Below are 14290 nucleotides of genomic sequence, written 5' to 3' on the forward strand. Positions count from 1 at the left end.
ATGTAAAGGAACCTGTCCAAGGCTACTCGTCCAGGCAGGTGGCGAGTGCCGTCCGGCGCGTGGCTCCCGCTTATGCTCCCAGGACTGTCCGAACTGGTCACGCACGGGTAGCCCCCCAGGATGGTAGAGGCACCCCCACCGACTGGTCAGGGCGAGGTCCCCTTTTCGTCATATTGGTCGTAATTCTAGCTGATTGTGCGTGTCGAAGTTCGGACATCAGGGCTGATCAGGTGCAACAACGTGATCAGTTCGTCGCCGGCGGTGGCCAGCTCCTCCATGGTCATGGGGGCCAGGCGTTCGAGGATGAAAATCGCGTCGGCCGTCTCTTCGGTGATGCGGGTGCGGACGCCCTGGCGCCAGTTCCATCGCCGGCACGTCACCCCGGCGTCGTCGCGCCAGATGACCTCGCCCGGCTCGGGGTCGCCCAGCACCTCGTCGGCCTTCTCGTCTCCCGTGGCGCGCACCAGCCTCGCCGGGCCCTCGTAGCGGCGCAGGTCCTCGCCGCCGATGGGGAGGGTGTGGCGGACGGAGATGGAGTTGTAGGCGTCGACGACCAGGTTGATCTCGGGCAGCGGCATCCGGCGGATCAGGGCGTCGACCGACGGGCGGGTGCGCGAGGGCTTGGCCCCGAAGGCGCGGTAGGCGTCGCGCCAGGACTCGATCTTCTTGTCGTCGAGTGGCGCCGCCTTCTCCGCCGCCTTGGCCAGCCACTTCCTGGACCGGTCGTCGGAGGGGCCGTTGACGAAGCCGGCGGCCTCGACGAGGAGCACGGCGAAGTCGGGCCGCAGGTCGAGAACCGCCTGGTCGATGTGGATGTCGTTCAGCACGGGCCACACACTAAGGGCCCGCGACTCCCCCCGAGGAGTCGCGGACCCTGAACTGTGAGCGCCTACGCGCAGGCTTTGCCGTTCAGCAGGAACAGGTCGGGCACCGGGTTCGCACCGGGCGCGCCGATCCCGTTGAAGCCGAAGGTGATCGACTTGCCGGGGAGGATCTTCTTGTTGTGGGAGACGTTCTTCGCGGTCAGGGTCGCGCCCGTCTGCGCGTAGTCGGCGTTCCAGCCGTGGTCGAGCTTCTGGCCGCCCAGGAACGACCACGCCAGGGTCCAGCCGTCGATCGCGGTGGCGCCGGTGTTCTTGACGGTCACCTGGGTCGAGAAGCCGGTCGGCCACGTGCCGTGGATCTGGTAGGTCACGTCACACGCGCCCGGCGCGGTCACCGAGCCGTCGCCCTGGTCGGCGATGAAGGCGGAGATCCACGACAGCGGGGCGTTCCAGTTGATCGTCAGCTCGTTGGTCGCCCACGACTCGATGTGGTCGATGTAGCAGAACTGCGGCTTGCAGCCCTGGAGGTTGGCCTGGGCGATCGGGTCCTGGATCGCCGAGTTCGGGCCGCCCGACAGGGTGCCGCGCGGCGGGTTGGGCAGGTCGGGGTTGAGCTGGTGGGCGTACCAGCGGGAGTGCTGGTTGTGGGCGTTGACCTCGCCGTAGCCCGTGACGTAGGAGATGTTGAGGGCGTTGCGGCCCATGATGTAGTCGATGCCCTCCAGGACACCGTCGAGGTACTTCTCCTGGCCGGAGATGTCGTACGCCGCCGCCATCACGACCATGTTGTTGAGCACCAGGTTGTTGGAACCCCAGTCGAAGTCGGGCGGGTTGTACGGCAGGCCGTACGGGTGCGCGTCCAGCGTCGCGAGGTACTTGTCGGCGCCTTCCAGGACCGAGGCGCGGACCGCCGCGCGGCCGGGCAGCGCGTTGGGCACCGTGGCCAGGTCGAGGCGGCCGAGCTGCGCCGTGGAGGCCCAGTCGAAGCCGCGCTCGCGCCACACGTCCGAGGTGTGCAGCGGGGAGTTCAGCACGGCGTCGCGGAAGACCGCCTCGCCGGTGGTGATGTAGAGCTCGGCCGCGGCCCAGTAGAACTCGTCGGTGACGTTGTCGTCGTTGTAGGCGCCGCCGCCCACGCCGTCGTTGGGGGAGGCGTAGATCGCCGGGTTGGCCTTGGCGGCCGTCCAGGCCTTGCGGGCGGCGGCCAGGTTCTTGGCCGCGAAGGTCGCGTCGTAGGGCGCGAACAGGCGGGCGGCCTGGGCGGCGGTGGCGGCCAGGTTCAGGGTGGCCGCGGTCGAGACCGGGTGGAGTTCACGCGGCTGCGGGTCGAGGTGCGGCATCAGCGGCAGGCCGGTCCAGGCCTGGTCGTGGATCTTGTGGTGGGCCATGCCGTCGGGGCGCTGCATCTTGAGCAGGAACTCCTGCTCCCAGCGGGCCTCGTCGAGGATGTCGGGGACCGCGTCGCCGCTCTCCGGGATGACCAGGGAGCCGATGGTCTTGGCGGTGGCGGCGTTCTTGGTGCGCTCGAACTCGCTCATGAGCTGCCAGGCGGAGATGCCGCCGTTGACGACGTACTTGCCGTGGTCGCCGGCGTCGTACCAGCCGCCCGAGACGTCGAGCGAGTAGTCACAGACCCCTGGCTGGCAGGGGACGCTGGTGTCACCGCGGTTGGGGGAGACCCCGACGTGCCCGGCCGGGCGGCCGTAGCCGGGGCGCAGCGCGTCGTCGATCGCGATGCCGCTGCGCTGGGTGTAGTAGAACTTCAGCGCGTCCAGCTTGAGCTGGGCGTAGGCGCTCGCGGAGATGTCGAACGGGCGGCTGGTCTCGCCGTCGGCGGTCAGGGTGTAGCCCTCGCCCGCGACCGCGTAGGAGCCGAAGTCGATGCTGTGGACGTTCTCGCCCGAGCTGGCGTCCACGCCGTGCGGGGTGGACTGGCCGTTGGCCACCACCGTGCCGCCGGAGTTCTTGAGCTGCCAGCCGACGGCCGTGGTCGCGTCGGTGACGACGGTCGCGTTCTTGGGGCCGTTGGGCAGGTAGGCGACCTGGTTCACGCGCACGCGGGGGCCGGTGTCGGGTTCGTACACCTCGGGCTCGGCGCCGCCGCGCAGGGAGACGTCGTCCAGGCAGAAGCGCCACGGGGTGGCGCTGCCGCCGAGCTGGAAGGCGATCTGGGCGTTGGGCAGGCTGGCGGGCGAGGTGAAGGTGAACTCGTAGGAGTTGCCCGACACGCTCAGCTCGGGGTTGGCCACGAAGAACTGCGTCCACGGGTCGACCGGGAGCTGGATCAGCGCCCGGCCCACCCGCGACGGGACGGCCGAGGCGAAGAACCGGTAGGCGTAGGTCTCACCGGCGACCAGCGGGATGCCGTCCAGGCCGATGATCGCGTCCCAGGGGTTGCTGGTCGAACCGGGGATGTCGGCGCACAGGCGGCCGTCCTCGCGTTCGACGGTGACGTTGCCGGTGTTCCACCACGGCGCGGTGGTCGTGTCGAACGTCCCGTTGGGGATCTGTTCCGGGCCTTCGTCGGCATAGGCGGTGGTCACTGGTAAGAGGACCAGCGCCGCCGCCGTGAGTACGGCGGTGAGACGTCGCGTCAAGATGCACCTCGTCAGGTATGGGAGCGCTCCCATGGCTCAGGTGCACCTGATGTTTCCAACGGGTTTCGCCAAGGGTCAAGAACCGCAGGTCGGGGGTGGTGGCCGACCTGGCGTACGTCCGGAATGTCCGATGAAATTTTCAGGGACCAGAATCTTGTTCGGTACGCTTCGTCCGTGAGAAGACCCACCGAACCGGCCGCCCCCGCCCAGCACGCCGCCTGGCGGGCCGGCCGCATCCCCGAGGTCGAGCGCGTCCGCCCCGGCCTGTGGTCGATCCCCGTGCCCCTGCCCGACACCCCTCTCCGGTACGTGCTCGTCTACGCCCTCGAACTCCCCGGCGGCGTGGCGTTGATCGACGCGGGGTGGGACACCGAGGAGGCGTACACGGCCCTGACGACCGGACTGAAGACGGCGGGCTACGCGATCACCGACGTTAAGGCGGTCCTGGTCACCCACATGCACCCCGACCACTACGGCCTGGCCGGCCGGGTCAGGGAGGACTCGGGCGCCTGGATCGGCCTGCACCCGGCCGACGCCCGGCTGCTGCGCGGCCGTTATGAGGACCCCGACGACCTGTCCGACCGGGAACTCCGGCTCCTGCTGCGCTGCGGCATCCCCGAGGAGAAGGCGCGCGAGCTGGCCGGTGCCTCGCTGGCGATCAGGAAACTGGTCTCGGCGGGCGCCCCCGACCGGCTCATTGAGGACGGCACCCGCCTCGACCTGCCCGGATGGAATCTGACCGCCCTCTGGACGCCCGGCCACTCGCCAGGACACCTGTGCTTCGCCGGCGACGGGCTGCTCTTCTCCGGCGACCACGTGCTGGCCAAGATCACCCCGATGGTCGCCTTCCACCCGCAGTCGGCCCCCAACCCGCTGGCCGACTACCTCGACGCCCTGCGCAAGGTGGGCCGCCTGGACGTCGAGGAGGTGCTCCCCGCGCACGAATACCGCTTCCCCGACCTGCTCGGCCGGATCGAGTACGTGATCGGCCACCACGAGGAGCGGCTGGCCGAGATCGAGCGCGTGGTGGCGGAGGAGCCGGGGCTCACCTGCTGGGAGATCGCGACCCGGCTCACGTGGTCGCGGCCGTGGGAGACGATCCAGGGGTTCCAGCTCCGGGCCGCCAACAACGAGACCCTCGCCCACCTGATCTATCTGGAGTCACACGGCCGGCTACGCAGTGAGGAAAACCTATATTACAGATAGGGAATTAGTGCTACATTCGCCCCATGAGCCTGGAATATCCCGGCGACGTCTTCTGGTATGACCTTCCCGACGACGAGGCCGAAGAATACGAGGACGTCGAGTGAGCGCAATCGTCACCCTGGTCGGCAACCCGCGCAGCGGGTCGCGCACCCTCACCGTGGCCACCCGCGCAGCCGAGGCCGCCCTCGGCTCGGCCGGTGACGTGATCGACCTCGCCGAACTGGCGCCCCACCTTCTGGCGCCCGAGCCCGTCGAGGCCGTCGAGACCGCGCTCGGCCTGGTCAAGGCCGCCGACGTGCTGGTGCTGGCGAGCCCGACCTACAAGGCGACCTACACCGGCCTGCTCAAGGTCTTCCTCGACAGGCTGGGCCATCGCGCGCTGGCCGGGAAGCACGCGATCCCGGTGCTCGTGATGGGCGGCGCCCAGCACGCCCTGGCGGTGGAACTCCACTTCCGGCCTTTGCTGGTGGAGCTGGGCGCGATCGTGCCGACGCCGGGCCTGGCGGTGCTGGAGAGCCAGATCGCCGACCTGGACGCCGTGCTCAAACCGTGGGCCGAGCAGCTCGCCGGACAGCTTCCCGGCTGAGCTAGCGGGCCAGCCGGGCGGTGCCCCGGCCGGTGACCATCGGCAGGTCGAGGATGGTGCGGATGCCGGGCTCGGCCTCCACCACCGCGCGGATCGCGTTGACCGCGTGGGCGGCGGCCCCGGCCAGCCCGTGGTTCACCTCGTTGAGGTTCACCGAGATCGTCGGCTTCCCCTCGATGTGGATGGAGAAGCCCGGTTCGTACCAGCGCGTGACCTTCTCGGCGTCGGCCTTGTAGACGCACTCGACCGTCATGAACGGCCGCCCCCGCACCAGTCCCGCGAAGACCCACCGCGACGCGCTCACCGTGCCCTGGCGGACGGTGCCGGAGGCGATCTCGAAGTCCTCCGCCGCGAGCTCGAACTCGTCGGTCTCCTCGATCTCGTCGAGCTCCACCCCGAGCGCGGCCGAGACCATCTGGACGCTCTCGGTGAACAGCGCCCGCTGGAAGGCCCGGAACGGCCGCACGGCCGTCACGTAGTCCTTCGGGGTGCGGGCGAAGCCGATCAGGTCGGTGACGATGTGGTGGGACGGGTGGCCCCGGTAGTCGGAGGTCTCGCGCACGTAGATGTGGTCGAGCCGCGACGACAGCCCCGTGAGCGTCAGCGGGAGCACGTCGCTGACGAAGCCCGGATTGATGCCGGTGCCGTGGAGCGTGGTGCCGCCCTCGAGGCAGGCCCGCTCGATGCGCTCGACGACGCCCGCGCCGTGGGCCGGGGGGTAGACGAAGCCCGTGGTGGTGATGACGTTCTTGCCCGAGGCCAGCAGCCTGCAGATGACGTCGACGTCGTGGCTGTGGTCGCCGCCGAAGAAGCTCGCGGGCAGCGGCATGTGCAGCACGCAGTCGGCGTCGAGCGCCATGATGGCGTCGACGTCGCCGGTGCAGGTGACTCCCGTCTCGGGGAGCCCGACGAGCGGACCGGCGTCGGTGCCGATCTTTTCGGGGTCGTAGACCAGGACTCCGGCGAGCTCGAACTCGGGACGCTCGACAACACCGCGAAGCGCGTATCCCCCCACGGCGCCGGTGGCCCACTGAACCACGCGGAGAGTGCGCATTGACACGGCCTCCAGCAGGGTGTGACGGCGGCGAAACCATATCAGAAACTCACTCGTCCGATCACTGTCCGTTACGTCCCGTTTGGTATCGTGCGCTAGTCCAGAATTTTGTTCTCCTTGGAAGGGTGTGGACGAGCATGCCGGATCTGCTCAGGTATGACGGCCGGGTCGCCGTCGTCACCGGCGCCGGACACGGTCTCGGGCGGTCGCACGCGCTGCTGCTCGCGGAGCGCGGGGCCAAGGTCGTCGTCAACGACCTCGGCGGGGCGCTCGACGGCACCGGGGCCTCCGCCGGGCCGGCCGCCGAGGTGGCGGAGCTGATCGTCAAGAACGGCGGCGAGGCCGTCGCGAACGGGGACAACGTCGCCACGCCCGAGGGGGCCGAGGCGATCGTCCGGCAGGCCGTCGAGACCTTCGGTCAGCTCGACATCGTGATCAACAACGCCGGGATCCTGCGCGACAAGTCGCTCGGGAAGATCACCGTCGCCGACTTCGACGCGGTGCTCGCGGTGCACGTGCGGGGGTCGTTCCTGGTGACGCGGGCGGCGTATCCGTACATGAAGGAGCACGGCTACGGGCGGATCGTGAACACCTCCTCGCCCGCCGGGCTGTTCGGCAACTTCGGGCAGGCCAACTACTCCACGGCCAAGATGGGGCTGGTCGGGCTGACGAAGTCGACCGCGATCGAGGGCGCCCGGTCGGGGATCCTCGCCAACGCCATCGCGCCGATCGCCTGGACGCGGATGACCGAGTCGCTGCTGCCGCCGGAGTTCGAGGCGAAGTTCGGGCCCGAGACGATCAGCCCGCTGGTCGCCTACCTGTCCCATGAGAGCTGCGCGACGAGCGGCGAGGTGTTCTCGGTCGGCGCCGGGCGGGTGGCCCGGGTGTTCGTCGCCGAGGGGCCGGGCTGGCACGCCGACGACGAGCTCACCATCGAGGGGATCGCGGAGAACTGGGAGCGGATCGTCGCCGAGCAGCCCTACCTCCAGCCGACCCAGATCGGCAAGCAGGCGACCGCCTCCCTCCAGGCGATGCTCAAGCCCTGAAAGCCGGAAGGGCCCGGCGTGGGGGGGAACACGCCGGGCCCTTCGGTGTTTCTGAGGGGTGGTTCTAGCTGCCGTACACCTCGAAGTCCCAGAGCGAGTAGCCCCAGGCCGTTCCACGTGCCGTGCCGTTGATGCGGACGTAGCGGGCGCTGTTGCTCAGGCCCGTGTGATCGTCGACGCCGCCGTTCTCACCGGTGACCGTCTTGATCGTCGTCCAGGTCGTGCCGTTGGGCGAGGTCTGGATCTGGTAGCCGCTGCCGTAGGCCGCTTCCCAGTTCAGTCGCACGCGGCTGATGGTGTAGGTCTGGCCGAGGTCGACCTGGATCCACTGCGGGTCGGAGAACGCGCTCGACCAGCGGGTGGTGGCCGAACCGTCGACCGCCGCGGCCGGGGTGTAGAGCGCCTCCTGGCTGGAGGCGGTCGCCGGCTTGTTCAGGGCGACGTTGGTGGCCGTCGGCGGCGGGTCGGTCGGGCCGCTGCTGCCGTACACCTCGAAGTCCCAGAGCGAGTAGCCCCAGGCCGTGGCGCGGGTCGTGCCGGTGATGCGGACATAACGACCGGTGGCGCCCAGGCCCGTGTGGTCGTCGACGCCGCCGTTCTCACCGGTCACGGTCTTGACCGTGGTCCACGTGGTGTTGTTCGGGGAGGTCGCGATCGTGTACGCCGACCCGTAGGCCGCCTCCCAGTTCAGTCGCACGCGGCTGATGTTGTAGGAGGCCCCGAGGTCGACCGTGATCGACTGCGGGTCGGAGAAGGCGCTGGCCCACCGGGTGGTGGCGCTGCCGTCGACCGCGGCGGTGCCCGGGTAGAGCGCCGACTCGGTGCTGGTCACCACGACCGGCTTGTTGAGCGCCAGGTTCGTGCCCGTCGGGGGCGGCGTCGTGGGGCCGGTGCCGAAGGTGAAGTCGTCCAGGTCGTACAGGCCGCCGCCGGTCGCGCCCTTGAACACCAGGAACAGCTGCCCGGTGGTCGTCGGCGGGTTGGTGATCGGGACGGTGACGTCCTGGAAGGTGGCGTATCCGCCGGTGGCGGGCACGGTGACGGTGGCGACGAGCGGGCCCGTCTGCGACCCGGTGCGCACCTCCAGCGTGTTGCCGCCGGCGACCGCGCCGACCCGCGCCGTGAACGAGGTCGCCCCGCTCAGGTTGTACGGCGTGAAGGCGATCCAGTCGTTGTTGTCGATGTAGCCGACCGCCGCGCCGCCGTGGGGAGCCGCGCCCGCGACCACCTGCACGCCGGTCTGCGACGAGTAGTGCTCGGCCTGGCGGAGTCTCGGCTGGAGCTGCGCCTGGGTGTGGGTGACCAGCCCGCCGTTGTCGGTGTACTCGGCGTCGATGACGCCGTAGATGTTGGCGGCCGAGTCGTGCTCACCGTCGGTGGTCGTCTGCAGGGTGCCCGAGCAGCCGTTGGCGCTGGTCATCGGGTGGCCGTGCGAGTCGTGGCCGAGGATGAAACTGACCTTGACCCGCGAGCAGACGATCGGGCCGTCCTCCGGGTCGGTGACGGTCACCGTGAACGGGATCGCGTCGCCGAAGGAGAACAGTCCGCCGTTGAGCGGTGTGTTGACCACCACGGTCGGCGCGGTGTTGCCCACGGTGATCACCGTGCTCGCGCTGGAGACCTTGTTCGTCGAGTCGCGCACGGTCAGCGTGGCGCTGTAGGTGCCGTTCGCCGTGTACGTGAACGACGGGTTGGCCGCCGTCGAGTCGGTGCTGCCGTTGCCGTCGAAGTCCCAGGCCAGCGTGATCGGGTCGCCGTCGGGGTCGACCGTGCCCGCCGAGGAGAACGCCACGGTCAGCGGCGCCGGTCCGGAGGTCCGGTTCGGTGTGATCACGGCCTTGGGCGCGTGGCCGTCGGCGGCGTACTCGATCCGGTAGAGGGCCGAGCTCGCGTCGCCGTTGAACCAGCCGGTGCCGTAGTCGAGGACGTAGAGCGCGCCGTTCTTGCCGAACTCCATGTCCATGATCTGGGTGCCCGACCACGGGAACGGGTTGATCGTCAGCCAGTTGCCGGTCGCGTCGGGCGTGATGTTCTTGATCCAGCGGCGGCCGAACTCACCGGCGAAGAAGGTCCCGTCGTAGTAGCGCGGGAACTTGATCGGCGAGGTGGAGGCAGCGTCGTAGCGGTAGACCGGGCCGCCCATCGGCGACAGGCCGCCGCCGGTGAACTCCGGCGGGGTCGAACCGGTGTAGGGGATCCAGCCGCGCTGCGACGGCGGGAGCGTCCCGAGGCCGGTGTTGTTCGGCGAGTTGTTGGTCGGGCCGCCGGCGCAGTTGTACTTCGCGCCCGACGGGCCGGTCGGGAAGGTGTACTCGTTGTAGGCGTCGTTGAACGACGAGCAGTAGGGCCAGCCGAAGAAGCCGGGCGCGGTGATCCGGTCGAAGGAGACCTGACCGGCCGGGCCGCGGTTCGGGTCGGCGGTGCCGGCGTCGGGGCCGTAGTCGCCCAGGTAGACGATGCCGGTGGCCTTGTCGACGCTCATCCTGAACGGGTTGCGGAAGCCCATGGCGTAGATCTCGGGCTTGGTGTTCGCGGTGCCCGGGGCGAACATGTTGCCCGCCGGGATCGTGTACGCCGGGGAGCCCGTGGCCGTCGGCTTGATGCGCAGCACCTTGCCGCGCAGGTCGTTGGTGTTGCCGCTGGTGCGCTGGGCGTCGAACGCGGGGTTGCGCCCGGCCCGCTCGTCGAGCGGCGAGAAGCCGGCCGAGTCGAACGGGTTGGTGTCGTCACCGGTCGACAGGTAGAGGTTGCCGGCCGCGTCGAAGTCCATGTCGCCGCCCACGTGGCAGCACATGCCGCGGCTGGTGGGCACGTCCAGGACGGTCCGCTCGGAGGCGAGGTTGAGCGTGTTGTCGGCGTTCACAGTGAACCGGGACAGGCGGTTCACCCCGTTGAAGGGGGCGAGCTGGGCCGCGGTGCCGCTGGCGGGCGCGTCGCCGCCGGGGGTCGACAGCGGGGGAGCGTAGAACAGGTAGATCCACCGGTTGGTGGCGTACCCGGGGTCGACCGCGACGCCCTGGAGACCCTCCTCGTCGTGGGTGTAGACGGGGATGGTGGCGGCGATCTTGGTGTTGCCGGCGCCGTCGGTGTAGCGGACCGCACCGGTGCGGGCGGTGTGGAAGACGCCGCCGTCGGGGGTGACCGACAGGCTCATCGGCTCGCCGACCTCGGCGACGCCCTTGGCCAGCTCGATCTGCTGGAAGTTGCTCGTCACCGTCGCGCCGCAGTCGGCCGCCGCGAACCCGGCCGCGGTGCGGATGCCGCCGAGCAGGTGGTTGCGGAAGGCGGTGTCGCTGTACGAGGCGTCGGTGTGACCCATCCCGGTGTACCAGGACCGGCCGCCCGCGTAGTTCTGGCACCACGAGATCGGGTGGTCGATGCCCATGCCGCCACCGGTGTAGGTGGTCTCGTCGAGGGTGGCCAGCACGTGGACCTTGCCGCGCGGGTTGGCGCGGTAGCTGTACCACTCGTCGAACCGGCTCCAGCGCTGGGGCAGGTGCGCGGTGGAGGGGTGCACCCGGTCGGAGACGCGCACGGTCGCGGTCTGCTCGGCGGGGTGCTGCTGGAAGTAGGCGCCGACGAGGTTGCCGTACCAGGCCCAGTCGTATTCGGTGTCGGCCGCGGCGTGGACGCCGGCGTAGCCGCCACCTGCGGCGATGTAGCGCTCGAAGGAGGCCTGCTGGGCGGCGTTGAGCACGTCACCCGTGGTGGAGAGCCAGATGACCGCATTGAAGCGGGCCAGGTTGGCGTCGGTGAACTGGGCCGCGTCCTCGGTCGCCTCGACCGTGAAGTTGTTGGCGGCGCCGAGCTGCTGGATGGCGGTGATGCCGGGGCCGATGGAACCGTGGCGGAAGCCGGCGGTCTTGGAGAAGACCAGGACGCTGAAATCGGCCGCTTGGGCCGGTGCGGGGACGGCGATCACGCCGGCCAGCACCAATAAGGCGCTTAAGACGACACGGAAGAAGGGGCGCACGGGGCGTTCCTTTCGGAGGGGGGTGCCGGAACGCGTGCGCCGAACGCGTCAATGGGGGAGCGCTCTCACCGGGAGGTCAGCGTGCCACCGCTGACCGGATCAAGTCGTACCTGCCCGTATTGTTGCCGGGTTGTTGCGAATTGGTCAAGAGAGCGCTCTCAGGACGAGACGACCAGATCCACCGCTTCCGGGGACAGGACGTGCTCTATGACCATGACGGCCGCGCCGATGATGCCCGCCCGATCACCGAGCTCGGTGGCTCTTATGCTCAGGTGCTGCGTCGCCAGCGGGAGCGAGCGGCTGTAGATCACCTCTCGTACCCCGGCCAGGATGTGTTCCCCGGCCTCGGCCATGTCTCCGCCGATCACTATCACCGACGGATTGAAGAAGTTGACGATCGACGCCAGGACGTCGCCGATCTCCCGTCCGGCCTGCCGTGCGAACTGGACGGCCATCGTGTTGCCGGCCCTCACCAGGTTGACCACGTCACGACTGCCGTGGGCCTCGACCCCGGCTGCGCTCAACTGGTTGGCGATGGCGGCGCCGCTGGCCACCGCTTCGAGACATCCGCTGTTGCCACACCGGCAGACAACCTCGTCGTTGGCGGTGACCCTGATGTGGCCGATGTCGCCGGCCGCTCCCTGAGCGCCGCGGTGGAGCCGCCGCTCGGAGATGATGCCGCAGCCGATGCCGGTGCCGATCTTGACGAACACCAGATGCTCGACATCACGCCTGGCCGCCCAGTGTTCGCCCAGGGCCATGATGTTGACATCGTTGTCCGCCAGAACCGGTGCCCCGAGGCGAGATCCCAGCCAGTCAGGCACTGGGAACCCATCCCATCCGGGCATTATCGGCGGGTTGACGGGACGGCCGCTGGAATGGGAGACCGGCCCGGGAAGGCCGACACCCACGCCGCAGAGCTCGCCGCCGGTCTCGACGAGCAGCTCTTTTAGCGTTACCACCAGCCAGCCGAGGACCTCTTCCGGGCCTCGGTCGATGGGCAGGTCGACCCTGCGTTCGGCCAGGACGGTCGAGGCGAGGTCGGTCACCGCCACTCGTGCGTGGGTCGCCCCGAGATCGGCCGCCGCGACGACCCGGGCGCCCCGGTTGAAGGTGAAGGCGGTCGCGGGCCGCCCTCCTGAGGAGATCGCGTCGTCGGCGGGCACGATCCATTGATGGGAGAGCAGTGCATCCAGCCGCTGCGAAACCGTGGACCTGGCGAGACCCGTGAGTTGCACGAGCTCGGCCCGCGTCCGGGCCTGGCCGTCACGAAGGATCGAGAGCAGTGCTCCCGCCCCGGTGACCGAGCCGTTGGACTCGCTCAGCATCCCCTGAGTCAACATCGCCTCCCTTCTCCGCATCCGATGATTCCAGATCTCATTATGACATCAGGACATCCACTTTTGCTTGACCGTCAGCATAAGTCGTCCTTAGCATCCGGAAACATGGAGGACATAAGCCGGGAGCAGTCGGAAACCCCGCCGTTGCTTGCGATGCGGGACATCGTCAAACAGTTCCCCGGCGTGCGTGCACTCGATGGTGTCGACCTCGACGTCCGCGCCGGAGAGGTCCACTGTCTATTGGGACAGAACGGGGCCGGGAAGTCGACCCTCATCAAGGTGCTCGCGGGCGCCCACCAGCCGGACTCCGGCGAGGTGCTGATGAACGGCGAACCGGTGAAACTGGCAACCCCGACGGCAGCTATGAAGCTGGGCGTCGCGACGATCTATCAGGAACTCGACCTCGTCGACGGACTCAGCGTCGCCGAGAACGTGTTCCTCGGGCACGAACACGCCACGATGGGATTCACCCGTCGCGGCGCCACCAACGCCGCCACCAGGAAGATCCTGGAGCGGCTCGGGCACGGCGAGATCCGCCCGACGACCGAAGTGGGCCGCCTGTCACCGGCCGGCAAGCAGGTCGTCTCGATGGCGCGGGCGCTGTCCCACGACGCACGGATCATCGTCATGGACGAGCCGTCCGCCGCGCTGGCGCACGACGAGGTGACCAACCTCTTCCGGATCATCCGGGAGGTCACCGCCCAGGGCGTCGCCGTCATCTACATCTCCCACCGCCTGGAGGAGATCCGAGAGATCGGCGACCGGGTCACCGTGCTGAAGGACGGCCGCACCGTCGCGGTCGGCCTGCCCGCGAAGGACACCCCGACCAACAAGGTCGTGTCACTGATGACCGGCCGCAACGTCGAATACGTCTTCCCCCCGCGCCCTGACGGCGGATTCGGGGACGAACTTCTCAAGCTCGAGAACGTGTCCGTGCCCGGGATGGTGCGCGACGTGTCGTTCTCGGTGCGGGCCGGCGAGATCGTCGGACTCGCCGGACTGGTCGGCTCCGGCCGTTCCGAGATCATCGAGGCCGTGTACGGCGCCCGCCGCTGCGGCGGCAAGATCACGCTGAACGCCCAGGCCATCAAGGTCAACACCACCCGCAGCGTCCGCCTCGGCATGGGCCTGGCCCCCGAGGAGCGCAAGGCCCAGGGCCTCCTGCTCGGACAGAGCATCGCCCGCAACATCACCCTCGCCAGCCTCGAGCGCTACTCCACCTTCGGGTGGATCAACCGCAAGAAGGAGGCCGAGGAGGCCGCGCACCTGGTCAAGGCGCTCGACATCCGGCCGCCCGACCCCAACCGGATCATCAAGACCCTCTCCGGCGGTAACCAGCAGAAGGCGGTCATCGGCCGCTGGCTGGTCGGAGACGGCCGCAAGCTGCTGCTGCTCGACGAGCCCACCCGAGGAGTCGACGTCGGCGCCCGCGCCGAGATCTACGCCCTCGTCCGAAGGCTGGCCGACGAAGGTGTCGGTGTGCTGCTGGTCTCCAGCGAGGTCCCCGAGGTCCTCGGCCTCTCCGACCGCGTGCTGGTGATCCGCGAAGGCCGCATCGTCCGCGAGGCCGGCGCCGGAGAGCTCGACGAGCACACCGTGCTGGACCTCGTCATGGACGCCCACCCGGTGTCCGCCCACCCCCACGACTGATCGAGCAGGAGCCC

9 protein-coding genes are annotated in these 14290 nt (G+C 69.3%); 4 read left to right on the forward strand and 5 right to left on the reverse strand.

Going from position 1 to position 14290, the window contains the following annotated elements:
- Positions 1 to 185: 185 nt before the first annotated feature.
- Both ACYQ78_RS25500 and ACYQ78_RS25505 read right to left on the reverse strand, forming a co-directional pair.
- Positions 186 to 827 carry a B3/B4 domain-containing protein gene (locus tag ACYQ78_RS25500; RefSeq protein WP_459803434.1) on the reverse strand — a complete coding sequence of 214 codons (642 nt, stop codon included), beginning with the start codon at positions 825 to 827 and terminating at the stop codon, positions 186 to 188.
- 62 nt (positions 828 to 889) lie between these two features.
- Positions 890 to 3421: a glycoside hydrolase family 9 protein gene (locus tag ACYQ78_RS25505; protein ID WP_459803435.1), complete on the reverse strand. Its 2532-nt coding sequence runs from the start codon at positions 3419 to 3421 to the stop codon at positions 890 to 892.
- 174 nt (positions 3422 to 3595) lie between these two features.
- Between ACYQ78_RS25505 and ACYQ78_RS25510 the strand changes: the two genes are divergently transcribed.
- Both ACYQ78_RS25510 and ACYQ78_RS25515 read left to right on the forward strand, forming a co-directional pair.
- A complete protein-coding gene (locus ACYQ78_RS25510; protein ID WP_459803436.1) occupies positions 3596 to 4627 on the forward strand; it encodes an MBL fold metallo-hydrolase in 1032 nt (343 codons plus the stop codon).
- 100 nt (positions 4628 to 4727) lie between these two features.
- Entirely contained in the window at positions 4728 to 5213 is a 486-nt protein-coding gene (locus ACYQ78_RS25515; RefSeq protein WP_459803437.1) for an NADPH-dependent FMN reductase, read from the forward strand.
- A 1-nt stretch (position 5214) separates the two neighbouring features.
- Here the strand turns inward: ACYQ78_RS25515 and ACYQ78_RS25520 are convergent, their stop codons facing one another.
- Positions 5215 to 6267, reverse strand: a complete 1053-nt coding sequence (locus tag ACYQ78_RS25520) for an NAD(P)H-dependent amine dehydrogenase family protein (RefSeq protein ID WP_459803438.1) — start codon at positions 6265 to 6267, stop codon at positions 5215 to 5217.
- A 137-nt stretch (positions 6268 to 6404) separates the two neighbouring features.
- Between ACYQ78_RS25520 and ACYQ78_RS25525 the strand changes: the two genes are divergently transcribed.
- Complete coding sequence (locus ACYQ78_RS25525) at positions 6405 to 7313, forward strand: SDR family oxidoreductase (RefSeq protein ID WP_459803439.1); 909 nt, start codon at positions 6405 to 6407, stop codon at positions 7311 to 7313.
- Positions 7314 to 7377: 64 nt separating this feature from the next.
- Here the strand turns inward: ACYQ78_RS25525 and ACYQ78_RS25530 are convergent, their stop codons facing one another.
- Together ACYQ78_RS25530 and ACYQ78_RS25535 are read right to left on the reverse strand one after the other, a co-directional pair.
- The gene (locus tag ACYQ78_RS25530) at positions 7378 to 11286 is read right to left on the reverse strand and encodes a ThuA domain-containing protein (RefSeq protein ID WP_459803440.1); all 3909 of its coding nucleotides are present in this window, start codon (positions 11284 to 11286) and stop codon (positions 7378 to 7380) included.
- Positions 11287 to 11444: 158 nt separating this feature from the next.
- Complete coding sequence (locus ACYQ78_RS25535) at positions 11445 to 12629, reverse strand: ROK family protein (RefSeq protein ID WP_459803441.1); 1185 nt, start codon at positions 12627 to 12629, stop codon at positions 11445 to 11447.
- 102 nt (positions 12630 to 12731) lie between these two features.
- Between ACYQ78_RS25535 and ACYQ78_RS25540 the strand changes: the two genes are divergently transcribed.
- A complete protein-coding gene (locus ACYQ78_RS25540; protein WP_459803442.1) occupies positions 12732 to 14276 on the forward strand; it encodes a sugar ABC transporter ATP-binding protein in 1545 nt (514 codons plus the stop codon).
- Positions 14277 to 14290 lie beyond the last annotated feature (14 nt).

The sequence above is a fragment of the Herbidospora sp. RD11066 genome, assembly GCF_054661255.1.

Excerpts from the sequence above, each read along its gene's own strand:
- ACYQ78_RS25520 (WP_459803438.1), bottom strand. The coding sequence starts at position 6,267 with ATGCGCACTCTCCGCGTGGTTCAGTGGGCCACCGGCGCCGTGGGGGGA.
- ACYQ78_RS25525 (WP_459803439.1), top strand. The coding sequence starts at position 6,405 with ATGCCGGATCTGCTCAGGTATGACGGCCGGGTCGCCGTCGTCACCGGC.
- ACYQ78_RS25535 (WP_459803441.1), bottom strand. The coding sequence starts at position 12,629 with ATGTTGACTCAGGGGATGCTGAGCGAGTCCAACGGCTCGGTCACCGGG.
- ACYQ78_RS25540 (WP_459803442.1), top strand. The coding sequence starts at position 12,732 with ATGGAGGACATAAGCCGGGAGCAGTCGGAAACCCCGCCGTTGCTTGCG.